This window comes from Candidatus Chlorohelix allophototropha (assembly GCF_030389965.1).
Lineage (GTDB): Bacteria > Chloroflexota > Chloroflexia > Chloroheliales > Chloroheliaceae > Chlorohelix > Chlorohelix allophototropha.
On sequence record NZ_CP128399.1, the window covers coordinates 2,074,683 to 2,099,593 of the forward strand.

A 24,911-nucleotide genomic window follows, 5' to 3' on the forward strand; every position below is an offset into this window, starting at 1 on the left:
ACAAAAAAACCCTTCCGGTTGGAAAGGTCTTAAGAAAAGCGGGAGACGAGACTCGAACTCGCGACATTCTGCTTGGGAAGCAGACACTCTACCGACTGAGTTACTCCCGCATGTAACTTTATGATTATAACAGAGCTATAAAAGCCAGTCAATTCTTTATCGGGAAATCGGAAACATTGCAACATAGTGTTGACAATAGCTAATTGGACTCATACAATATATAGGGGCAAATCAATATGGATTGCCCAATCTACAGCTCTTAAAAAAATGGGATACTTCATTGAAAGCCGGTAGTCATTGTAAGGCTTGCCGGTATAGTGATTACAACGCGATGCAACTGCCACTTGTAGGCGCGCTGAGTCAAGAAGGATAGCCAATGAGCAAGGTTTTAGTGCTGAATGCTACTTACGAGCCTATCAGTTTTGTTTCTTTAAGGCGAGCGGTCGTACTGCTGCTAAAAGAAAAAGCCGAAGTAATTGAGGCGAGTGTGGAGCGGCAACTAAGAGCGGAAAGAGCCTCTTTCCCTTATCCGCTGGTAATTCGTCTCGTGACTTATGTTCCGGTTCCTCGTTTCTTTAATCTCCCACTTTCCCGACGCAGCCTTCTATCACGTGATAACTATACTTGCCAGTACTGTGGGGTTGTGGATAATCAGCTTACTATTGACCATGTTTTACCCAAGTCGCGTGGTGGTAAAACCGAGTGGACAAATGTTGTTGCTGCCTGTGTAAACTGCAATCGGAAAAAGGGCAACAAGTTACCGGCAGAAGCAAAAATGTACCCCCGGGTTGCTCCCGTAAAACCGGCATATATTACAGTAGTTTTGTTAGGTCAAGCCAAAGGTAACGAGACCTGGGCTAGATATATAAGAACCTGATAACTTGGTCGGCGGGTTGTAACTTGTTCTGTTTATTGCCCGCTTATTTCTAAATCTCAATGATTAAAACCGAACGGCTCTCCAAGCGATTCGGCAGCTTAAATGCCGTCGAAAACCTGACAATTGAGGTAGCAGATGGCGAAATATTTGGTTTTCTAGGTCCAAACGGTGCTGGAAAAACTACTACTATTCGTTTGCTTTCCGGTTTAATCGAACCCAGTGGCGGTAAAGCATGGGTCAACGGCTTTGAGTTGGGTAGTCAAAACGATAAAATACGTGCTTCTATCGGTTTGCTCACTGAAACGCCCGGTTTGTACGAGCAATTATCCGCTTTAGATAATATGCTTTTCTATGCCGAGTTGTACACTCTTTCGAAAGCTGAGGCGCGACAGCGTGTACAGGAAGTGCTTGAATGGTTATCCTTGTGGAATAGGCGGGATGATCAGGTTATTACTTTTAGTAAAGGCATGAAACAAAAACTGGCAATCGGTAGAGCTTTATTACATCGTCCACAAATCTTGTTTCTGGATGAACCAACTGCCGGGTTGGATGCCGAATCTGCCAAAACTGTACGGGATGCGATTGTTACTTTAAAGAATACAAAACGCACGATTTTTCTTTCTACCCATAACATGGATGAAGCTGACAAGCTTTGTGAGCGCATTGGGATTTTCAAGAACCGCTTGATTCAAATCGATTCTCCTAGAAACCTTCGCCGTCGTTTTGGGGTCAATTCTCGAAGAGTTAGAGTACAATTGCGTTCGGAAGTTGCGGGGCTGCAATCAGAAGTTAGCAAATTACCATTTGTGCAGCAAGTAGCACTGGAATCTATTAATATAGATGCACAAAACGTTTATAATATGTACATATCGCTCGATGACCCTGATAATCAGAATCCACAATTGGTAAAATGTATTGTTGAATTTGGGGCTGAGATTCAGTATGTAGAAGAGCAAACGGCAACTCTAGAAGATGTCTATTTAGATCTAATACGTTAAAACACACTAGATGATTGATTCGTCCAAAACTATTCCACAATTAGATTTCCTCACTTTGCAGGCGCTCGTAATGCACGCTCCTATCGGGATGCTTGCCACTTTTGGTCCTGATCACCGAATTGTGGTTGGAAACGAAAAATATCTTAATTTAGTCTACTGGAGTACGCCGGAACAGATTATCGGTCATACAGTTGCTGAAATATATGGTTATCATACCGATTCTGAATCCCTTCTTGAAGCATTAGATTACATTTATCAAAATAATGAACCGCTGGATCTGCGTGATATTAACTACATGATACCGCAGACTGGTCAAAACCCTAAACCACTTTATTTATCTATACATATCTGCCCATATACCTCTCCTGATAATCCAGAGCAGGCAAACGGGTTAGTGCTTTATTTTATTGATACTACCAATGAAGTGCTAAGCAAGAAGCACCTCCAAGATGCTGCTTCGGCTGATTACGAAAAAGCACGAGAAATGGAAATTATTTTTAATAATATCAAAGACGGGGTGATGCTATCGAGTTCACATCGCACTATTATATGGATGAATCCTGAAGCCTATCGCTTGCTAGGAGTAGATAGAGATTACATTGCTATAGATCCCGGTCTTGAGGATAGCAGGTTTGTCCCTTATGCGTTGGATGGACAAAATGTAGATCAATATGACCTGCCTGCCCCTCGTGCGCTGCTTGAAAAACGTACAGTTGAGGGTGAACTTCTCTGGCAACGTACTGATGGCTCAAAAGTAGCTATGAACATGATTTCGGTTCCAATTATAGATGACGATGGTCAGTTAACGATGATAGTGTCCGTCTTCCGGGATATCGGACCACGTCTTGAGGCAGAACGCCTTCAAAAAGAACTGCTTCAAAATCTCGAAATGGAGCGCAGCCGTTTGGATGCCATCATAAATGACGTTGGCGCAGGGTTGGTGGTGGTTGGGCTGGATGGCAATATCATTTTAATTAATAAACGTATAACCAAACCAACGGGTCATTCCGGTAACTATTTTGTTGGAAAGCCACTTGAAGTTTTGGTGGACGAATTCAGCCCACTAATAAGTGATATAGAAGGCTTTAACATAAAAGTCAAAAAGATACTTTCTGCCCCTGAGAAAAGCCAAGAATTCGAAATCAGGATGCTTGAACCATTGGGAATGGATTTACAACTGGTTACATTCCCGATTATGGATAACAACCACGAAGTAATGGGTTGGGGTGCGCTTATTGAAAATATCACCAAACAAAAACAATTACAACGACTTAAAAGCCAATTTGTAGCTGCTGCCAGCCACGAATTACGTACTCCAATGACTGGGATTGTTGGTTTTGCCGAGTTGCTCTTAACTCGTGAAGTTGAACCTACTTTGCGCCGCAAATGGCTTCACAATATTTATCAAGAAAGCATGCGGGTAAGCAAAATAATTGAAAGTATGCTAAATATATCAAAAATTGAGGCAGGCGTACTTGAACTTACCCGAAACCACTTTAATCTTTATACCTTGCTACAAAGTGTTATTGAGAATGTTTTGGCTTCACATCCGGAGCGTAAAATTGACGTTACTTTGAGCAGTGCCAAAGTGTCAGAAGCCAGTATCCATGCTGATAGAGAAAAACTGAGTGATGCTCTAAATCGATTGATCAGTAATGCTCTTAAATTCAGTGACAAAAGTAAGCCAGTAGAAATAAGCGTATCTTGTTTAGTAGGCGAATATTTCGAGAATTTAGCTAATTTGCCCCAGTCCGTGTCCTCAGCGGCTTCTCAAAGCTCTTGGTTTATGGTGGCTATCCGCGACTTCGGAATCGGAATTGATCAAGAAGATTTACCCAATATTTTCGAGCCTTTTTACCGCACTAAAAATTCTTCCGAACTTGTACAGCGCGGTAGCGGGTTGGGCTTAGCGCTTACCAAGAAACTGATTGAACTACATAACGGGCATTTATGGGCTACCAGTAAACCGGGAATTGGCTCTACCTTTTTTATAATGTTACCGTCGTTCGATTAAGTCCGACGGTTTCGTTTGCGAGAGAAGCGACGACGGTTGGTAGTATCAACCGCTACTTCATCAGTTTCTTCGTCTTCCTCCTCAAGAAGTTGCATGAGCTTGGTTTGAGCTTCCACGCTATCGTCCTGTTTAGGTTGCTCATCATCATCTTGTGCTTCTAGCTCCTCTTTTACCACGCCAAAGCCGACATTATAAATTTGCTCGACAACACCCCTCCGCATCATATGGCGAGCTTCCGCCAACACTGGTATCAGATTGTTGTCCGGGTCGTGCATTCGCAGCATGTCCTGTACCTGACGCATCAAGTCAAGAGTCTTGTTAAAGGTAATAATGATATCGCCTTCTGCCAGTTGCATTTTTTCCAGAATACTGGTAAGGCTAACCCCTCTACACCATGCTCTTGCCGCCCCGAAGTAGTAAATATTATAGCCATTCGTGATTTGCAATTCATTCTGACGTTCAACGGCAAAAACTTCTCGTTCAAGCTCATCGAGTTTTTTACGCAATTCGTTTAGAGGTCTCGAAAGTACAAAGCGATTAAGAAATTCAAAATCACGGTCGTAGGCAAACCAGCTAAACACCTCAGCCAAGTCTTGCGGTTGTAACCCTTCCAGCCAACCCCGACTAACCATCTCGATTATTATTAAGCCATTGGTATCAAAAACATCTCTTAACCACAAACTTTTACTAGAGGGATAGCCTTCCTTATCTATAAAATTAAAGCGTTTAAGAACCGAAATCAAGCCCTTAAGCGTACCCCGCAGCCTACCTTCCTCGTAATGCTTGCGCTCATCGTAAAGTTTTTGGGCTTCGTCGCGTGCCAGCAATAATCGCGCCGAATCTTTTTGTAGCGAGCGGTGTTTTTTCCGTACATCGCAACTATGGCAAGGATGTTTTTGTTCTTGCTCTTTTAATTCCAAGCTTTGCTCTTTAGTCTGCTGAGCGCGATTCTGAACTTTTATAAGGGTCGGGGTATATTTATTTGAAGCTTCCTGACGGGCTTCTCGTAACCAAGTTGCCAGATCGGGCAGATTGATTTGGCGCAATTGCTCGGCAATTGCATTTAATTCCTCAGCCGTTGCACATTCAGATATGCTGAAATTTGAACGTTCGATTTTCAAGAGAGAATCAGGCAGGGTAATTTGGAAACGTTCGGGGGGCATATAATCAATTGTGCGATATTCTTCCAGTTTGACCGTTTTGTCCCCGAATATGAATAAGCCGATGCCACCTTCGCTGCTTCGCCCTAGGTATATGCCCCAGCCATTCTGCTCACAATGAATCAATGTACCCGGTTGGAGCGTGCGGAAAATTTGGCGAAGCGTTTCACGCATTGGGCGATGCCAAGGCGCTTCGTCTAATTTTTTTCTCAACCGGATTTCTTCTTCTATTGCCCGTCTTTCCTCATTGCGGTTTTCCTGAATTTTGTGTCCGAGACTGTCATATTCATGCAATAACTCTTCGCCTTCGGGTAAACCGATAAGGCAACCGACCTTTGCTAGATCATAAGTCTTTTGAGTATGTTGCACTTCTAGAGCTAATTCCCGTAAGCGTCTGCTCTGCTGAAATTCCATCAGACTATTGCGCAGGATTTGCAAAATGCGCTCACCGGCGGGAGGATCATACAGATTTAATACCGAGTTATAGCGTACAGAAAAAGCGCTTTCAATCGGTAATAACGGACCTGTGGCGATTAGAATCGTTTCTTCAAATGTAATCCAAGGGCTGTATGGTACTACAACGTGTCCTTGTATATCGAGTCCACGCCTACCGGCGCGACCCGCCATTTGCTGGAATTCGTTAGGTATAAGCGGGCGACGGGTTTGCCCATCAAACTTTGTTAGCCTGCCAATAACTACCGTTTTTGCCGGCATATTAACCCCTAATGCCAGTGTATCGGTAGCAAATACCACGTTCATCAAGCCCTTGCTGAATAATTCTTCTACAAGTTGCTTTAGGATCGGCAACAACCCCGCGTGATGAAAACCAAATCCGCGCCTTACCAACGTGATGATAGTCTTGACCTGTTGAATTTTGCGGTCTTCTTCTTCCAAATAATTGAGATAACGTGTACATACTTCATCAATTTGCGCTAGGGTTTTGGGGTCACGGGTGGAGCTATGTCGGTTTAGTGCCACTAACTCGGCAGCTACTTCGCAATCGTTTCGACTGAACATGAAATAGATCGCAGGCAACATTCCACCCTGTTCTAGGGCTTCAACTATGTCACGCTGGGTAGGTTCGGGGCGCTCACGTTTGCGTTCATCCGTTTCTGGGTCTCGTAAATCGCGAAGTCGGTTGCGGAATCCGCGCTTGGCTTCCCCACCTACGCCCTTGAAATCAACGACTTTCTTGCCTTCATTATTAATGATTTGATTTAGCTTGCCATCGAGGAAGTAATATAGGGCAAGCGGAATACTACGTTTGGAATGGCTTATCAGCCGAGTGGGTCGGTGGGTTTGGCTTATCCAACTTGCTACTTCCTGAGCATTGCTGATTGTAGCGGATAAACATACCAATTGAATGTTTTTAGGACAGAGGATAATAGACTCTTCCCAAGTTGTACCACGTTCGCTATCTGCAAGGTAATGTATTTCATCAAATACTACGCAGGTGGTATGCGTAAATTCCGAAGGTGATTGTAATAGCATGTTACGCATCACTTCGGTAGTCATAACAATAATGTGACCATTGGGGTTTTCAATAATATCGCCTGTCAGCAACCCAACTGCATCACCATATTGTTCACGCAAGTCCTTAAATTTTTGATTGCTGAGGGCTTTTATAGGGGTGGTATAGAATACACGTTTACGTTGAGTGTATGCTCGAAAGATACCAAATTCGGCAACAACTGTTTTTCCAGTACCGGTGGGGGCAGTTACCATTACCGACTCGCCTACTGCCAGTGCCTGGATCGCCTCTTCCTGAAATGGGTCAAGGGGGAAAGGATAACGCTTCCGAAATTGCGCTATCATCTCTTCACTTTCTACGTCCAAGTTATCCTCTTATCACGGACTTAATTAAGTCTCCTTTTTTATATTACTTCAAAACATGATAATAATGCTTCACAGGATAAATGTAAAGTGAAATTGGATTTCAGCTTACAATCCATTTGAAGAAACCTTATAAATTTATCAGAATTTGTTTAATATTATTTTTTTAGTTACCCGGACCAAACCCACCCCTAGTAATAAAATAGTAAATAAAAGCTGCCGTTACCCCTATTCCAAATACTAGCAGGCTGGCGGGAATAACTTTTGTTGAAACCGGATCAGCATAGGATGCTCTTGGGGGAAGGGGAGAAAGGTTGTTAATATCCCAATTTTCTTCCTCTTCATCCTTGCGCCTACTTGCTGGACTGTATTTAACGCCTAGCAAAATTACAACCGTTAAACCGGCGGCTATTAAACCAAAAAATACTAACTCGCTAATATTATTAACACTGGGCATACAACCCCTCCATTAGCAAAAGGTAAATAACAGGTAAATAATATTATAGCATAAAGCTCTTGGTAAGTGTCATGCAAATTACAGCTTAGTAATTGATTTTGTAGTATTTTGTAATAGTTACTTTACTAATCAAATCTATAATTAAGTGTACTGCTAATTAAGTGTAGGCGTATCAGAGTTTTGAGCATTACTGCATTTCTGAAACAGGCGTTATAGCATCATCCTAATATTGTAAATGTATATATCCGGGGGGTTTAAGAAAATTGAGTAGCTCTAAAATGTCCTTGCCTTTAAGTGGGTTAAGTAAACGGAAATGGTATATTGCAGGAGCGTTAGCTGTCGCCAGCCTCGTCAGCATTTTAATCATTACGTTAGCAGCCACTCTTTTCAAAGTTCCTGAAGTAATTGCAGCGCCTAGCGTTTCCTCAACCGCTAATCTAGTACTTGGTCAGACTGATTTTACTACCAGCAATCTTCTTAGCGCAGCGGGCATCTCCTCTCCCAGCGGACTCGTAATTGACACTCCCCACCACCGTCTATTTATTTCTGATACAGGCAATAATCGGGTTTTGGGTTGGAATATAAGCACTCCTATAGTAAGCGGCCGCATGGCAGATATTGTGCTTGGGCAAGCTAATTTTAGAAATAACCTTGCTCCTGCCCCAACTTCCTCAAGTATGAATGCCCCAACTGCGCTGGCGCTGGATTCATCCGGCAATCTCTATGTGGCGGATAGCGGAAATAACCGAGTTCTGGTATTTGCCTATAACAGTACATTTTCATCATATACCGGTAAAGCCGCCGGTTATGTACTAGGGCAAGGCGGCAGTTTTATCACCAAAGGTAGTGGCGCAACTGCCGATAATTTCTCCAATCCGAATGGGGTAGCAGTCGATTCGTCAGGGCATCTTTTTATAGCTGACTCAAGCAATAACCGTGTTCTGGAATATGATACCCCTTTGGTAGCTAGTCCTGCCGCCGACCGTGTTATTGGACAATCAGATCTTACTTCTAATTCAGCAAATCAAAGTGCTACTCCCGGAATAAATACTTTATCAAATCCGCGCGGTCTAGCTGTTAACGGTTCAGGCGTTTTGGCAGTTGCCGATAGCGATAATAACAGGATTTTACTTTATACCAGTCCTCTTTCAGCAACCTATAATCTCTCAGCTAATAATGTATTTGGTCAAGGAGGTTATTTTACCTCCAACTCTGCAACTAATCCCCCTACTAATAAGAGTTTAAACAGTCCTAACAGTGTTGCGTTTGATGCTAATACTCCTCAGAATTTGTATGTGGCAGATAAATTGAACCACCGCGTTTTAAAATTTAATAGCCCCTTCGCTGGCGACTCTCAAGCTAGTTTGGTTTTCGGGCAACAAGGAAGCTTTACTACCAAGACTTCCGGCACTGCAAATGATAGTATTTGGGGACCGCAAGATGTAAAAGTTGATGCTTCAGGCAACTTGTTTGTGATAGATACGGTAAATAATCGGATGCTGGAATATACCAGTCCCTCAACTGTACCGCCTGCTGCTGATTTTGTACTCGGTCAAACCACTTTTACATCTGGGGGTGCTAATGCACTTGCAGACTCTGCTATGCTAAAAACCCCCGGTGGCGTAGTTTATGACAAAGTACGAAATCGCCTCTATGTAGCCGATACCGCAAATCACCGGGTGCTGGGCTGGAACTCAAGTTCACTGGCAAATAATAACGCGCCTGCCGATATTGTAATCGGTCAGCCTAATTTTTGGAGCGTAGCTATGCCAGACCCTCCAACCGCCTCCTCCTTGAGTTTACCTAAGGGTCTTGCGGTAGATGTCGATGGCAACCTCTACGTAGCTGACAGCGGTAATAATAGAGTAGTGCTCTATCTGAATCCCTTTGCTACCGATACTATAGCCGATCGTGTCTTTGGACAACCGGACTTGACAACTTATAATGATAACTGGACACCCTCTCAAACTACTTTACGTAATCCGGGTTGGGTAGCTGTAGATTCTAGTGTAAACCCAAACCGTCTCTACATTTCTGATACCAAAAATCAACGGGTTTTAGCTTATCCTACTCCTAAGGTAAGCTCTGTTCCAAGTCTGGTAATAGGAAAAACCAGTTTTATTGATGCACCAATTCAATATTCTGACCCAAGCACTTCATCTAATACCTTTGAAACCAGCGGTATTGTGGTTGATGGGAAAGGTAACCTCTATGTAAATGATTATTATCGCCATCGCACTCTATTCTTCCCCACTCCTTTTGACTCAGGAGGAACAACCGCTACCAAAGTTTTGGGTCAACCTGATATGGTCTCTGCCACTGATTACCCGCTTAATGCGTATGCCGATACTATGTATTACCAACGCGGTATAGCTATTGATCCCAATGGTAATCTTTTTATCGCCGATAGCGGTAATGCGCGCGTACTGTATTGGAGTTACAAAGGCTCTGTGATTCCAGCTACCAATGGGCAAGCCGCCGATGGGGTTTTGGGACAATCAGATCTTACTTCCAAATCAGCAGGCTTGAGCAACAGTAAGTTTGGTCTGACTGATAAATTAACCAATGCTATGGAAGGTCTTGCAACCGACGCTTACGGTAGGTTGTATGTTGTGGATAGAAGCAATAATCGGGTATTGCGCTTTAGCACTAATCCGCCAAGCGATGTAAAATTTACGAGCCACCCCACCACAGTTCCTGCCGATGTTTATTCGACCGCAATACATGTTCAGTTGGTTGATGCTAATGGCAATCGGATGGTAAGTGATACCGATAGTATCGTTAATCTTACCAGTTCAAGTGGTACCGGTTCTTTCTTCACCCTTGCTAATGGTAGTTATTCTAGCATAGCCTCTGGCGCAGCCACCATTCCGGCGGGCACTGTCGGAATAGATGTTTATTATAAAGATTCCACTGCAAATGCTTCTGCTTATACCCTGACAGCAAAGCTCGGTAGTAGTACCGGAGATACTTTTTTAATGACGGTAAATGAAACACCGAAAACCTTAGTATATAAAAATACAGATGATGGTGCTAAAGGAACTTTCTCATACGCAATTGCTAACGCCAACTCCGGTGATACCATAACTTTTAGGCTTGAGGCTAACCAGCCGATTACATTTGTGTCCGGCAGTACTCTGCCTGTAATCAATAAGGAGCTTAAAATTGGAGAGTTAACCGATTGTATAAACGGGCCTAGTATTGTTATTGACGGTACAAACTTGACGAGTCATGCTCTGAGCACCCAGTATAGGCTGCAAATAATTGGAGTGAAGTTCAAAAAAATGAAGCTGGTGACTAATACCTTTGTAAATTCGGGTGGAACATTTGAAAACATATTCAAATGTACTTCATTTGATAATAGCAGTAGTAGCTAGGTTGTAGTAATCCCCAAAAGAGTAGCTAGAAATGAGCTTGCGATTATATGCAGGCTCATTTTATTGTTAGCCTTGACAATATAAAAACATTAGCATATACTAACAATGATTAATCCGGCTATTAACCAATAAATGTGTGGGAGCCAGACAAGATGAATTCCGCTATCTTTGTGAAACCTTCGAAAATCCGGTTGTGGGTACTAATATTATTGCCTGTTCTTCTTTTAAGTTTTCTTGCAATTCCGGTGCAAGCCGCCAGTCCAGAGGAAGAGCTTCAGCAGCTTAACACCAACGTAGAAACGGCGCTTTCACTGGCTAAGTCAGGAGATTTAGCGGCGGCGCAGAAAGCCTACAAGACTTTTGAAAGCTCATGGAGTACGGTTGAAGACGGGGTAAAGGAAAAATCCAGACAAACTTACCTTGATATTGAAAACAAAATGCGCGATATTACCGAAGCCTTTGCCACACAGAATGCCGCTAAAGTGGCTGAAACGCTGGACAATCTGTACGATATAAACATCGCCTTCATTCAGAGTAGCGCATCCGGTGATAGCGCCACAGCAGTTGATAGCACGCCTACGGTAAGCACTGTGCTGGGCAAGCTTGATGACGCTCGCAATTATGTTATCAGTGGTAACTATGCCTCTGCGCTAAACGAGGTAAAAGAGTTTCAGGTGGCATGGCTAGAGGTGGAGGGGCAAATAAAAACTCGCTCGGTAGAGGCATATACCGGTACTGAAAATGATATGAGCCTAGCTTTCAACTTGCTTTCTCAAAACTCACCTCAAGCTAAAGAAGTTTTGGATCGAATGTATGCGCGGCTGGAGCCATTTAACAATGCCGGGAACTATGGCATATTCGATGCGGTAGCAATAATTTTGCGGGAAGGTCTGGAAGCTCTGCTGGTTTTGGTTGCCTTACTGGCGTTCTTGCGAAAATCGGATAATAAAAGCGGACAGAAATGGGTTTGGAGCGGCGCTATAGGGGGGTTGGGAATAAGCATTGTGCTGGCGGTACTGATTCAGTTGATTTTCACCAACGCTTTTAGCGGCGGCAACCGGGAAGTAATGGAGGGCTTTGTCGGTTTATTTGCAGCGGCAATGCTCGTCTATGTTAGCTATTGGCTGCATAGCAAGTCTAACATAAGGGAATGGCAACGCTATATCAGTGCAAAAACCAGCAATGCGTTGGCAAAAGGTAGTTTGTTTGGTTTGGCTTTGCTGGCATTTTTGGCAGTGTTCCGGGAAGGCGCTGAAACCGTATTATTTTTGCTTGGCATGGCAGGCGCAATCAGTCTATTTGACCTGCTAGTCGGTTTGGGCATTGGGTTGGCAATTATGCTGGTAATTGGTATTTTAATAATGGTAGTGGGAGTACGAATACCTTTACGCCCATTCTTTATAGTAGCCAGTATTCTGGTTTTCTACCTTTGCTTCAAATTTTTAGGAACGGGTATCCACTCTTTGCAAGTAGCCAATGTTATATCGTCTAATACCAATACATTCTTGCCCACTAGTGACTTTTTTGGAATTTTCCCCACATGGGAAACCACCATCCCGCAATTACTTTTGCTCGGTGCAGGAGTTGGGTTCTGGTTTGCGGGAATACGCCGTTCCCGCTTGAATACCCTGAAACATGCTTCAATTCAGGCTTCGAAATAATATTTGCAATTGCTGCCCCTTCCAGTTGGTAAGGGGCATTTTTGTTGCTCGCCCCATGTATTTTGAGTTCCAAATTTACAAAAATAAGGTAAGAACCCTATATGAGTTCTTATAAAAATATGTTAAAATCTGGCTACCTCAACACCTGAGAACAGCAAAATTTCAACTTGCCCAAAGTCAACATATGAATTGGGTGACCTAACAAAAGGGTGCGAAATATGAATTTCACGGTGATACTTCCGCTGCTCGCCAGCATCGTTAGTTTCCTCTTTGCTTTGATGGTATTTGACCAGTTTATCCTGCGTCACCGGACATACCAGATCATTTGGACTATTGGTTTATTGTTGTTCTGCCTTGCTGCCTTTTCCCAATTTCTAGGATCTTCTAACGGTTGGATAGAATACACCAACTACTATCGGCTTTGGTATTTGGCAGGCGCGATGGGTACAAGCTCATTTCTTGGTATGGGTACAATCTTCCTGATTGCTTCTCGTAGAATTGCCCTTCCCGTTTTGGGTGTGCTGCTTATATGTTTCATTGCTGCGGGAGTGTTGGTATTTACAGCGCAGGTTGATGTATCTCAACTTCCAGTTAATTCAACCGATGAGATTACGGGTAAAGCCTTTCCCAGTTATGTTCGTGTACTGACTCCGTTCTTTAATATTTTCGGGGCAGGGTTTCTTTTATTTGGTGCAATCCAAAGTGCGTTCGTTTTCTGGCGTAAACGCATTAGATTTTACAGGGTATTGAGTAATATTTTTATTGCGTTGGGTGCTTTTGCTGCCAGTAGCGCCGGTGTTATAACTCGTTTTAACTTGAGTGGTTCTGATGCCTTTTCCTTGGCGACCTTGCTAGGTGTGACTTTTATATTTATAGGCTTTCTTATTAGCATTGAGGTTTTCGAGGAAGTACGCATTCCTTTCACCCGCATTCTACTCAAACGCCGTAGCGGTGTATTGCGCAGTTCAAAACAGTAAAAGGAAGCGCGAACTAAATGGATTCAGCTTACGAAGAATTTTGTCTAAACACCCTACGTGATTTAGTTTCTATCCCGACTGCCTCGTTTTTTGAAAATAATATCCTAGCTTATATCGAAGCTTTTCTAAAGCAATACAGTATTCCCTATACGGTTGACCGTTGGGGGAATATTCTGGCGCATTATTCTAAGGGTGAGAATATTCGCCCGCTAGCCCTGATGGCGCATACCGACCATCCCGCGTTTGAAATAACCGCAGCAAACGCTCCTGAAAGCCTTCCAACCGCAAACCTGACTGCTCTCTTGTTAGGTGGGGTTAATCCGCTTTGTTTTGAAGGAGCGCCGCAGGTTAAAATTTACAGCCTTGATTCTTCCCAGCCTTTTGTGGCAGGGAAAATAGTTGGCTACAAAGCTGAGGCTCTACCTCCTCGTAAGGTTGAATTGTATATTCACACTGAGATTGAACTACCGGAAGGCTATAAATTTGGGATTTGGGATTTACTTGATTTTCAAATTAGCGATGATTTTATTTATGCGCGGGTTATAGATGATTTGGTTGGTTGTGCCTCTGCTCTTTTAACTTTACATAAAGTTGCAACTGACGATGCTGAAGTCAATTTATACGGTGTTTTTACCCGAGCCGAAGAAGTGGGCTTAGTTGGCGCAGATATGGTTTTTCAATCCGGCGCTTTACCGCTAGATACTTTGGTAGTTTCGATTGAAGCCAGTAAGGCTTTGCCCGGTGCAATTCAAGGTGAAGGACCTGTAATCAGAACAGGTGATCGTTTTTCTACCTTTGATTCAGAAGCAGAGTTTGTTTTGAATCGAGCCGCTCTCAAGATGGGCTGTGATTTAGTGGCACGTGCCCCTCAACCTGTCAAAATCCAGCGACAGTTAATGACCGGGGGACGATGCGAAGCCAGTTCAGCTATTTTGAACGGTTATAAGGCAACCGGATTAGCTTTTCCATTGGGCAATTATCACAATGTCTCCGATGACTCACCGGGCAAGCCTTATCTTGCAACTGAAAATATCCACGTTCAGGATTATTTGACGGGGGTTAAATTGTTGCAACAGGCTGCGTTGCTTATGGTGGATTTACCGACTATGCGTGCTGAATATATCGCCAAAGAAAAGCCGGATTTTTCACTCGCCGCCCGTCTAGAAGAATTCTTGTAGTAGTAGAGGCACAATCTCATGCAGATAAGGTTGTGCCCACCCTTTTACCTATAGCTCGTACCCGATTAGCGGCCCACCCAGCGCAATTTCTAATTGTTCGGTACGCCCATTTAAACCCAATTCTCGTGCTGTTTTCAGAAAAGCCTCATGGATTTGCGGGACTCTTTCGCGAGTAGTAAAGGCTAACACCGCCGACCCCGCACCACTGAGTGCCGCGCCGTATGCACCCGCTCTTTGTGCGCCATCAATCAAAGCAGGAAGCTGCGGGAAAATTTGACCACGATAAGGCTGATGCAAGCGGTCATTCATTGCTTCTGCCAGCCATTCCAATTTTCCACCGGGAGCAGTGAAAGCGGCTATAAATAAGGCGGCTCGGCTGGAGTTGTGGGCAGCGTCTTGCATTGTAACGCTTGGCGGTAAAACAGCACGTGCTTCTTTGGTGCTCATTTCAAAAGACGGTATAAATACTACCGTTGTCAGATTTGCGGGAGTGGGAAGGGATACAACCAATGGGTTACGCCAAGCCGGACCACCATCGATGTTTTTAAATTCTGCGGGGGCTGTATCCTCATGCTCGTTATCACTGGCATTGGAACCAAAATATGGGGCAGCGGCGGCAGGCGCTGAAACCGCCAGTGTCAAACCGCCTAATAATGCTGCTGATACATTATCGGGATGACCTTCTATTTCCGTAGCGAGTCTAACCAGTTGGTTAGTGGAAGGGTAATTGATACCACCATAAGCGCGACGGCAAAGCGCATCTGCTCCAACCAACCCGCCTACGATGGCGGCGGCGCTACTTCCCAAACCCCTACCCAAAGGAATCCGGTTTTCAATTTCCAGCTTAAAACTGGGCACTTTATAACCGGTATAACCCTCGTAAACTCTAATTGCGTCATATACCAGCTTACAACGTTCTTTTAATAGTTTATCGGCTCCCTCGCCTCTTACAACCAACATCTCCCCTTCATGGGTTCCACTTTCAAATATAAAATCGGTGTATAGCGCCAATGCCAATCCAAAGGCATCGAATCCACAACCAAGATTTGCAGATGAGGCTGGAACTTTTACTCTGATACGCAATCGTTTTCTCCCTTTACCTTGCCAGGCTATTTCTAAATATAATGCTGAATTATGATAAAGCCGCGCTTGCAGCCTGTCAACAAGGCGGGTAATAGATGTTATATAATGGTTTAGATTAGCTACTGATTTTCTAACGAAAGGGGCTTTAATTTGCCGGATTTTAACCAACATAATTATCTGACCGCATATAAAGGCAGTAAAGTTCTCCTTACCGGGGGAGCGGGATTTCTTGGTTCAAACATGGCGCACCGCTTGGTGGAAATCGGAGCGTATGTAACCTTAGTTGATTCGATGATCCCAACCTATGGTGGGAATCTGTTTAATCTGAAAGATATTATCAGTAAGATTCACTTTAATATCTCGGATGTGCGCGATCAAAATTCCATGTCCTATTTGGTAAATGATATTGACTATATTTTTAATTTAGCAGGTCAGATTAGTCACCTCGATAGTATGTCTGACCCCTTTACCGATTTGGAAATAAATTGTCGCAGTCAGTTAGCTCTACTAGAAACTTGCCGCAAGATAAATCCCACCGTTAAAATAGTGTATGCGGGAACACGGCAGATTTATGGCAATCCAGATTATCTGCCGGTAGATGAAAATCATTTAGTTCGTCCTGTGGATGTAAATGGGATTAATAAAGCAGCAGGTGAGCGTTATCACTTGTTGTACCATAGCGTTTATGGGATGCGGACTGCCTCTCTACGCCTGACCAATTGCTATGGTCCCCGGCAGTGGATGAAAGATAATCGCTTGACCAGTCAGGGCTGGTTACTCCGATTGATACTGGAAAATAAGGAAACCCAGTTATTCGGAGATGGTTCTCAGCTTCGAGATTTGAATTATGTGGATGATGTGGTTGATGCTTTCTTAAGAGTCGGTGCGATAGAAGCAAGTAACGGTCATTTTTTTAATCTGGGTGGTGCCCCCTACTCTTTGCTGCAACAAGTAGAAACTATGATTGAGTTAGCAAAACGGGGCAGTTATCGGCTTGTACCTTGGCCGCCTGCGAAAAAAGCTATCTCGATTGGAGATTATTATGGCGACTATCGTAAAATAAAAGCAATGCTCGGTTGGGAACCCACTATCGATTTGCGTACCGGACTGAAGCACACTATAGAATATTATGATAAATACAAGGAATATTATTTTTAATAATACTCAGAGGAGTTATTAGTTTGGCTAATGTTGTAGGTAACATTCCAATATTTGAAACAAAAAGCCAGTATAACCTTTTGCGGAAGGAAATCGATACTGCAATCGAGCGGGTTTTAGAGCGCAGCTTTTTTGTTTTAGGCGAAGAGTGTAGCGCATTTGAAAAAGAATTTGCTGAATACCTTGGGGTAAAGCACGTATTCGGCGTTGCGAACGGTACAGATGCAATTCAGCTTGCCTTGATGGCTTGTGGCGTTGGTAGCGGTGATGAGGTAATTACCACCCCACAGACCGCCCTGTTTACTCTGCTGGCAATATCGGCTACCGGCGCAAAGCCGGTGCTGGTTGATATTGACCCTGATACAGGTTTGATAAATCCCGAATTAATCGAAGCTGCTATAACCCATCGCACGAAAGCCATCGTGCCGGTTCATTTGTACGGACAGTCCGCCGATCTCGATCCCATTGTGCAAATTGCAAATAACTATAGTCTCTTTATTGTTGAAGATAGCTGTCAGGCACACGGCACAACTTATAAAGGGAAATATACTGGCACAATTGGGCATGTCGGAACTTATAGTTTTTATCCTTCCAAGAATCTCGGCTGTTATGGTGATGGTGGCGCAGTTGTTACTAATGACTCGGAAATAGCCGATAGGTTGGTGCGTTTACGCAATGGGGGACAGCGCGAGCGCTATAACCATGAACTTATGGGTTTGAATAGTCGTTTGGATGAAATACAAGCGGCGATTTTGAGGGTGAAATTGCCTCATTTGAAGGCTTGGAACCTGGCACGGCGTGAGAGAGCCGCTCTTTATAACCGCCTTCTGGAAGGATTGCCCCTAGAAACCCCGCTCGAAAAAGGTTATGGGCAACATATCTATCATTTGTATGTATTAAAATTGTCATCTACTATTGTAAGAAATACATTTCAAATTTATCTAAAAGAACTTGGAATTGGCACAGGCATACACTATCCAATTCCGGCACACTTACAAATAGCCTATGAGTGGCTGGGTTTGGGTAAAGGCAGTTTACCGCAGGTTGAAGATACGGCTGACCGGATAATAAGCTTACCTATTTTCCCCGAATTGCCCCTTGAGCATGTAGAGTACATCGCCGAAAGCATTCAAAACTTCCCCTTTTAAGCTATTTATTTAAGAATCTGGTAAGGCTGTTTTACAGCCTTTATTGCCCTGCTCAAACTAAAATTACTATCTAGTAATTAAGTATTGCAGCCTAACAAAATTTAATGAGCAACTGCTATATTGCCATAAGTATACTTAGTGTATATCATATTTGTATATATGTCCTATAGGGCTTAGTCTTTAATAGCTTATGGTGAGTTTCATTTAATGTTCAACAGTTTAAAATCCATTGCCACTCCCTCTACAAAGAATATAGTTATCAGCTCAGGAGACACGTCCGAAATGAATAGCCTAAGAATTGCCACTATCTCTAAACCTACGCCCGAACAATGGGAAAGTATCGAAAACAACTGTGACTATGCTACTTTCTATCAAACCCATATGTGGCATAATGTACTCTGTTCAAATCCTAACCCCTATCGTGACAATCAAATTCCCGAAGATGCTTCTCAACTCATTCGCTTTAGCGATGGAGTAGAAATGCTGCTGCCTCTGGTTAGATACAAAAAGCTCAAAGGCATTTTTCACATGTATTCTATGTCACCAGATAATGTCAATAGTAGTTTTCTGAGCAAGGACGAGATAACAGCCGAACACGAACAGGTATTGGTTCAGCATCTACGCCGCTATAACCTCTCTTGGCGGCAGAACCCGTTCAAACCCTTGTCATTCTATTCTGGCTTTGATTGTGAGGAAGACAACATTTGGGTATTAGATATGCGTGGAGGGGTTGAAGAGCTTAGGAAAAGGTGGCAAACATCTCACAAAGATTTTCTAAAGCATGCGCGCCAAGCTTCCAACCGAGGTGTTACAGTAGGTAAAGCCGAAACACTAGAGCAATGGCGAGAGTTCTATGAGGTGTATCTGGAATCTACAAAACGCTGGGATTATCCCAAGATATACTCTTGGTCTGTATTTGAAGCATTTTACAATCAAGCTTCTGATAAAGTTCAGTTATGGGCAGCTTGGGCGGATGGCAAAATAATAGCAGGACAAATAGTCTTTTACCATAGTCGTACTGTTACTGCCTGGCTTAAAGGTGGGTTAAAGGAATATTTTCATCTCAAAGCCCCCAAGTATCTCGACCTACAACATTTAGAGTATTACGCCCAAGAAGGCTATTGGTGGTATGACATGGGTAGTGCAATCGACCCAGGTATTGCTGAGTATAAGGCTCGTACAGGGTGCGAGAAAATGGAAGGTGGATACCTAACCCATAAGAACCCCTCGTTGAAGGCATATGAGCGAGTACGGTGGGAATCAATTAGCAGATTACAACCCTTGAAAGGGCGTTTGCAGAAAGCTATTCCTGGTTACAAAAAATTAATCGGAGTTGGGTCATGACTACACTTTTGAGGATAACAACACAGCTCAGCAAGTTCAATGCTAAGAAGAGTTTATACAAGTTAAGGTCATATACCACTCTAGGAGACACGTCCGAAATGAATAGCCTAAGAATTGCCACTATCTCTAAACCTACGCCCGAACAATGGGAAAGTATCGAAAACAACTGTGACTATGCTACTTTCTATCAAACCCATATGTGGCATAATGTACTCTGTTCAAATCCTAACCCCTATTGTGACAATCAAATTCCCGAAGATGTTTCTCAACTCATTCGCTTTAGCGATGGAGTAGAAATGTTGCTACCTCTGGTCAGATATAAAAAGCTCAAAGGCATTTTCCACCTGTATTCTATGTCACCAGATAATAAATATGGTAATTTTCTAAGCAAGGACGAGATAACAGCCGAACACGAACAGGTATTGGTTCAGCATCTACGCCACTATAACCTCTCTTGGCGGCAGAACCCGTTCAAACCCTTGTCATTCTATTCTGGCTTTGATTGTGAGGAAGACAACATTTGGGTATTAGATATGCGTGGAGGGGTTGAAGAGCTTAGGAAAAAGTGGGAAACATCTCACAAGGGTTTTTTGAGGCATGCACGCCAATCCCCCAAACTTGGTGTTACAGTAGGTAAAGCCGAGACACTAGAGCAATGGCGAGAGTTCTATGAGGTGTATCTGGAATCTACAAAACGCTGGGATTATCCCAAGATATACTCTTGGTCTGTATTTGAAGCATTTTACAATCAAGCTTCTGATAAAGTTCAGTTATGGGCAGCTTGGGCGGATGGCAAAATAATAGCAGGAAATATTGTTTTTTGCCATAACCATACTGTTACTGGATGGATTCACGGTTCATTGAAGGAATATTTTCATCTCAAAGCCCCCAAGTATCTCGACTTACAACATTTAGAGTATTACGCCCAAGAAGGCTATTGGTGGTATGACATGGGTAGTGCAATCGACCCAGGTATAGTTGAGTATAAGGCTCGTTTAGGGTGCGAGAAAATGGAAATTAGCCATCTGATCCATAAGAACCCTTCATTGAAGGCATATGAGCGAGTACGGTGGGAATCAATTAGCAGATTACAACCCTTGAAAGGGCGTTTGCAGAAAGCTATGTCAGCCCGTCAGGAAAATAATGGTGGGAGCTAAATTCTAGCTCTCCTTTATGCTGATTTTAAATTATCTTTGCTAACTTCAAGGCTTATGACAAAAAATCGCATAATATTACTCAATTTCTTTATTTATTTGTTCTAAAAAGTCAACTAATTGCCTAGGAGATACATTCAAAATGAGTGTTCTAAGAATTGACAGTATTTCCAAACCTACTCCCGAACAATGGGAAAGAATTGAAAACAAATGCGACTATGCTACTTTCTACCAAACCCATATTTGGCATAAGGTTCTCTGTTCAAATCCCAATCCTCATTTTAATAATCTAGTTCCAGAAGATGCCTCTCAACTCCTTCGCTTTAGTGACGGAATAGAAATGCTACTGCCAATGGTGAAGTATAAAAAGTTCAAGGGAATTATTCACCTTTACTCAATGTCACCAGATGATAGACCCGCCAGTTTTCTAAGCGAACATGAGATAACAGCCGCACACGAGCAAGTACTGTTCCAGTATCTAACCCGCTATAATCTCTTATGGAGGCAAAGCCCCTTTCGCCCGGTGTCGTTGTACCCCGGTTTCGAGCGTGAAGATGAGAATAACCATAATATGATAATAGATATGCGGGGCGGTACCGAGTCGCTTAAAAAAAAGTTTAATAAAGAATTTCTCAGGCAGGCGCGCCAAGCGCCCAACCGTGGTGTGACTGTAAGCATCGCCACTACGCTGGAGGAATGGCGTGAGTTCTACCAATTGTATCTAGAATCTTCCAAACGTTGGGATGGTCCTATGCTATATTCTTGGTCTGTGCTTGAAGCGTTTCACAAGCAAGCCCCAGATAAAGCGCAGCTATGGGCAGCTTGGGCAGATGGGAAAATGGTTGCGGGCAATATGGTCTTTTGCCATAATCATACTGCTACAGCATGGTTTAAGGGTGGTCTAAAAGAATATTTTAATCTCAAAGCCCCCAAATATCTTGACCTTCAGCGTATAGAATATTACGCCCAACAAGGCTATTGGTGGTTTGATATGGGTAGAGGCGGAGATGACCCGGGTGTTATAGACTATAAAATAGGTCTAGGCTGTGAGAATATGGATGGTAGTATATTGACCCATAAAAGCTCTTCTTTAAAAGCATACGAGCGCGTACGTTGGGAAACAGTTACCAAGCTAAGGACTGCAAAAGGACGTTTACAGAAAGCTATTCCTAGCCATCAATAAACAGCACAAAGTATGCAGCACATTTATAGTTCAAAGCAGCCTTGTTTCATATTGTGAAGTTTAACTAGTTTTAGGAGAGTCGGTCTAATCCAATTTTTACAAGTCCAGATTAGCTTCAAAATATTTGGAAAACAATCAAGTTAGGCATGTAAATAATTGGCTCAAGTTTAGTACCGATTAGGAGTTAATAAAAATAGATGAGCATTAAAATAGTTAAAGTAGAAGAAGCTACCCCACAGCAATGGGATCGAGTGACTAACCATTGTGAATATGCGACCTTTTTCCATACCAGAGAATGGTCTGAGATATGGAGAACGTATCAATCCGGGAAACTGCGTAATGCTACTAAATATATAACATTTAATGATGGAACTGAAGTGCTTTACCCCATGATGGTACGAGATATCAGCTTTGGTTTGATTAAGCAATATCTATCTGCCCCTGAGTGGAAATATGGCGGATGGTTGAGCTTGAGTCACCTATCTGAGGCGCATCATAATGCTCTTTATGCTTATGCAACTAGTATGAACATACTCCTTCGGCAAAATCCTTTTGATCAAAGTTTTCCTACTAATAGTATTCCTTGGAATTTAACGGATTATACGCAAGTTATAGATTTGCGACCGGGCTTCGAATCAATTAAAGATTACTGGTTTAGAGAACACCGATCCGCAATAAGAAATGCGGATCGTGCCAGAAAGGCTGGGGTAACTTTTGAAGAGGGTACTACTCTTGAAGACTGGCGAGAATATTACAAGGTTTATGAAGCCGCAGTAGATCGTTGGGGTGATAATATACAAGGGGAAAAATTTGACTGGCGCTTGTACGATTCGATTTTGAAGAGCGGTACTAAAAACGTAAAAGTATGGATAGTTAAGCTTGATGGTAAAATAATTGGTGGCGCTGTTAGATTTTATCATAACAAACATGTTGTATCATGGAACAAATCGGTTTTGCGGGATTATGCCAAAAGTTATGCCTCGAACTTGTTGGATTATGAATTAATCAAACAGAGTTGTGATGGCGGCTACTGGTGGTATGATTTAGACACAAGTGGGGGTATCGAAGGAGTAATAGCTTATAAAGCCAGTTTGGGTACAATTTCACTTAGCGCTAATATGTTATTTCACGATACTTCGATGAAACGGCTAGCAAAAACTAGCAGAACTGCTTTACTCTCAATGAGTCATAAACTGTCTAAAACTTTCCACAAACCGGAAGTTTTAACACCAAGCATAGATGCTGGATATTCTGGAAAAGTTGAAGAGCAAGATCGGTTAGAAGTAACCCGATAAGCCCAATGTATCCGAATATCTATAAGCTTATAAGGAGAAGTTATTAGTGTGTGGAATTATCGGATACGTAGGTTCTAAACAAGCGTTGCCCGTTATAATTGAAGGGTTGCAACGTTTGGAATATCGTGGTTATGATTCTGCCGGTATCGCTTTAATAAGTCCGGCAGGTAATATTGAAGTCAGAAGAGCCGTCGGCAAGCTACAAAACTTGGTTACTCAACTACAGGAGGAGCCAAAACCTCTTAAAGGTTCGGTTGGAATGGGGCATACTCGCTGGGCAACCCATGGCAAGCCAACCGAACTTAATGCCCACCCCCATCGCGGTCCCCAAAGTAGAGTTGTAGTTGTCCATAATGGAATTATCGAAAACTATGTGCAACTGAAGCAAGAATTAGTGCAATCCGGTTATTCTTTTAATTACTCCAGTGAAACCGATACCGAGGTTATCGCCCACCTACTAGAGAAATGTATGTTGCGTGAGGGTGATACTTTGGAGCAGGCTACCATAAAAACCCTGAACCGCCTAAAAGGAACAGCGGCAATTGTAGCAATCAGCCTCGATGACCCCGAAAAAATTGTAGCAGCACGTTTAAGTAACGCCGGTGCGGTGGTTATCGGCTACGGCGCTGAAGTGGAACACGAGATGTTTATTGCCAGCGATATACCGGCTATTTTGCCTCATACAAGGCGTATAACCTTCTTAGAGAGCAATGAAGTTGCGGTACTCAACACCGCTGGCGTAACATTTTTTAACTCAAAAGGCGAAGTTATATCGAAAGAAATAGTTACCGTTAATATAGATGCTATAAGTGCTGCCAAAGGTGGCTACAAGCACTTTATGCAGAAAGAGATCTACGACCAACCACAGGCGCTCAGTGACACTTTGTTAGGCAGGGTAGATTTAGAGAACGGTAATGTTAAGCTCGAAGATTTCAAGTTCAGCAAATCGGACATTGCAGCGATTGAAAAAGTAACTCTGATAGGTTGCGGTACAAGCTGGCACGCTGGATTAGTAGCGAAATTCTGGATTGAAAGTCTCGCTGGTTTACCCTGTGATGTGGATTATGGCAGTGAATTTCGTTACCGTGACCCGATATTAACTCCTAACCATCTGCTGGTAGCAATTACGCAGTCCGGAGAGACGGTTGACACCCTTGCGGGAATAGAAGAAGCAAAACTCAAAAAGGCTAAGGTTGTTTCGGTAGTTAATGTAGTAGGTAGCCAAGCAGCGCGGGTAGCAGATGGCGTAATTTATATGCACGCTGGTCCGGAGATCGGAGTCGCCAGCACCAAAGCTTTTATCACTTCGCTGGCTGATTTATTCTTATTGGCAGTATATTTGGGTAGAGAGCGTGGCAAACTTGGCGCCGACCGCGCGCAAAGCTTGCTCCAATCGTTGGTTGAGATTCCGAATCTCTTAGCCAATACGCTACTTGAAAACTCCATTTATGACCAGATTTCTAGAAAGTTTTATACTGCCAAAGACTTTCTATATCTCGGTAGGGGTATTAATTATCCGATTGCACTGGAAGGCGCACTCAAGCTTAAAGAGTTAAGCTATATCCATGCGGAAGGTTATCCTGCCGGAGAATTAAAGCACGGACCGATAGCGCTTATAGACGAGGGGTTGCCGGTAGTAGCAATTGTGGTAAAAGATGGGCTGTATGACAAGGTGGTTTCGGCGGTTGAGCAGGTAAAAGCCCGTGATGGCTTTGTACTGGCTATTGCGAGTGAAGGTGATGAACTGATAGCAGGTAAGGCAGACAAGGTTATTTACATACCTAATACTGACCCGCTTTTGATGCCCTTGCTCACAACTATACCGGTGCAACTGCTTAGCTACCATCTAGCTGAAATTCGTGGTTGCGATGTGGATCAACCGCGTAACCTAGCCAAATCTGTAACCGTAGAATAAGCACTTATAATAAAAAACCAGTACGCCGCTATGTGTAAATATAGCGGTTTTTTTATTGAAGGGAAAAGTAGTTTAGACTCTGAATTATTTACCGGAAAT

General features: G+C 43.1%; 17 protein-coding genes and 1 tRNA gene. 14 read left to right on the forward strand and 4 right to left on the reverse strand.

Annotated features, from left to right (window positions below):
* Positions 1–37 precede the first annotated feature (37 nt).
* A tRNA-Gly gene (locus tag OZ401_RS09220) sits at positions 38–110 on the reverse strand.
* Between the two features lie 266 nt (positions 111–376).
* On the opposite strand from OZ401_RS09220, the gene OZ401_RS09225 reads away from it, so the two are divergent.
* The 3 genes from OZ401_RS09225 to OZ401_RS09235 are packed head-to-tail and all read left to right on the forward strand — an operon-like array spanning position 377 to position 3,889.
* A complete protein-coding gene (locus OZ401_RS09225; protein WP_341467939.1) occupies positions 377–877 on the forward strand; it encodes an HNH endonuclease in 501 nt (166 codons plus the stop codon).
* A 59-nt stretch (positions 878–936) separates the two neighbouring features.
* Positions 937–1,875: an ABC transporter ATP-binding protein gene (locus tag OZ401_RS09230; protein ID WP_341467940.1), complete on the forward strand. Its 939-nt coding sequence runs from the start codon at positions 937–939 to the stop codon at positions 1,873–1,875.
* 10 nt (positions 1,876–1,885) lie between these two features.
* Complete coding sequence (locus OZ401_RS09235) at positions 1,886–3,889, forward strand: PAS domain-containing sensor histidine kinase (RefSeq protein WP_341467941.1); 2,004 nt, start codon at positions 1,886–1,888, stop codon at positions 3,887–3,889.
* Here the strand turns inward: OZ401_RS09235 and OZ401_RS09240 are convergent.
* Positions 3,886–6,885, reverse strand: a complete 3,000-nt coding sequence (locus tag OZ401_RS09240) for a DEAD/DEAH box helicase (RefSeq protein WP_341467942.1) — start codon at positions 6,883–6,885, stop codon at positions 3,886–3,888. The two genes, OZ401_RS09235 and OZ401_RS09240, sit on opposite strands and share 4 nt — an antisense overlap.
* Positions 6,886–7,048: 163 nt before the next feature.
* Entirely contained in the window at positions 7,049–7,339 is a 291-nt protein-coding gene (locus OZ401_RS09245) for a hypothetical protein (protein WP_341467943.1), read from the reverse strand.
* A 263-nt stretch (positions 7,340–7,602) separates the two neighbouring features.
* Here OZ401_RS09245 and OZ401_RS09250 point away from each other — a divergent pair, with 263 nt between their 5' ends.
* The 4 genes from OZ401_RS09250 to OZ401_RS09265 all read left to right on the forward strand — a co-directional run bounded on the left by OZ401_RS09250 (position 7,603) and on the right by OZ401_RS09265 (position 14,532).
* The gene (locus tag OZ401_RS09250) at positions 7,603–10,716 is read left to right on the forward strand and encodes a hypothetical protein (protein ID WP_341467944.1); all 3,114 of its coding nucleotides are present in this window, start codon (positions 7,603–7,605) and stop codon (positions 10,714–10,716) included.
* A gap of 152 nt (positions 10,717–10,868) precedes the next feature.
* Positions 10,869–12,377, forward strand: a complete 1,509-nt coding sequence (locus OZ401_RS09255) for an FTR1 family iron permease (protein ID WP_341467945.1) — start codon at positions 10,869–10,871, stop codon at positions 12,375–12,377.
* 218 nt (positions 12,378–12,595) lie between these two features.
* The gene (locus OZ401_RS09260; RefSeq protein ID WP_341467946.1) at positions 12,596–13,354 is read left to right on the forward strand and encodes a hypothetical protein; all 759 of its coding nucleotides are present in this window, start codon (positions 12,596–12,598) and stop codon (positions 13,352–13,354) included.
* A gap of 17 nt (positions 13,355–13,371) precedes the next feature.
* Complete coding sequence (locus tag OZ401_RS09265; protein ID WP_341467947.1) at positions 13,372–14,532, forward strand: hypothetical protein; 1,161 nt, start codon at positions 13,372–13,374, stop codon at positions 14,530–14,532.
* Positions 14,533–14,580: 48 nt separating this feature from the next.
* Here the strand turns inward: OZ401_RS09265 and thrB are convergent, their stop codons facing one another.
* A complete protein-coding gene (gene thrB / locus OZ401_RS09270; protein WP_341467948.1) occupies positions 14,581–15,615 on the reverse strand; it encodes a homoserine kinase in 1,035 nt (344 codons plus the stop codon).
* A gap of 150 nt (positions 15,616–15,765) precedes the next feature.
* On the opposite strand from thrB, the gene OZ401_RS09275 reads away from it, so the two are divergent.
* The 7 genes from OZ401_RS09275 to glmS all read left to right on the forward strand — a co-directional run bounded on the left by OZ401_RS09275 (position 15,766) and on the right by glmS (position 24,812).
* On the forward strand, positions 15,766–16,773 hold the full coding sequence (locus tag OZ401_RS09275; RefSeq protein ID WP_341467949.1) for an NAD-dependent epimerase/dehydratase family protein: 1,008 nt from the start codon (positions 15,766–15,768) through the stop codon (positions 16,771–16,773).
* Between the two features lie 23 nt (positions 16,774–16,796).
* Positions 16,797–17,921 carry a DegT/DnrJ/EryC1/StrS family aminotransferase gene (locus OZ401_RS09280; RefSeq protein WP_341467950.1) on the forward strand — a complete coding sequence of 375 codons (1,125 nt, stop codon included), beginning with the start codon at positions 16,797–16,799 and terminating at the stop codon, positions 17,919–17,921.
* A gap of 282 nt (positions 17,922–18,203) precedes the next feature.
* On the forward strand, positions 18,204–19,265 hold the full coding sequence (locus OZ401_RS09285) for a GNAT family N-acetyltransferase (protein ID WP_341467951.1): 1,062 nt from the start codon (positions 18,204–18,206) through the stop codon (positions 19,263–19,265).
* A 98-nt stretch (positions 19,266–19,363) separates the two neighbouring features.
* Positions 19,364–20,422 carry a GNAT family N-acetyltransferase gene (locus OZ401_RS09290; protein WP_341467952.1) on the forward strand — a complete coding sequence of 353 codons (1,059 nt, stop codon included), beginning with the start codon at positions 19,364–19,366 and terminating at the stop codon, positions 20,420–20,422.
* A 139-nt stretch (positions 20,423–20,561) separates the two neighbouring features.
* The gene (locus tag OZ401_RS09295; RefSeq protein ID WP_341467953.1) at positions 20,562–21,602 is read left to right on the forward strand and encodes a GNAT family N-acetyltransferase; all 1,041 of its coding nucleotides are present in this window, start codon (positions 20,562–20,564) and stop codon (positions 21,600–21,602) included.
* Between the two features lie 197 nt (positions 21,603–21,799).
* On the forward strand, positions 21,800–22,897 hold the full coding sequence (locus OZ401_RS09300; protein WP_341467954.1) for a GNAT family N-acetyltransferase: 1,098 nt from the start codon (positions 21,800–21,802) through the stop codon (positions 22,895–22,897).
* A 46-nt stretch (positions 22,898–22,943) separates the two neighbouring features.
* The gene (gene glmS / locus OZ401_RS09305) at positions 22,944–24,812 is read left to right on the forward strand and encodes a glutamine--fructose-6-phosphate transaminase (isomerizing) (RefSeq protein WP_341467955.1); all 1,869 of its coding nucleotides are present in this window, start codon (positions 22,944–22,946) and stop codon (positions 24,810–24,812) included.
* The last annotated feature ends 99 nt before the right edge of the window (positions 24,813–24,911 follow it).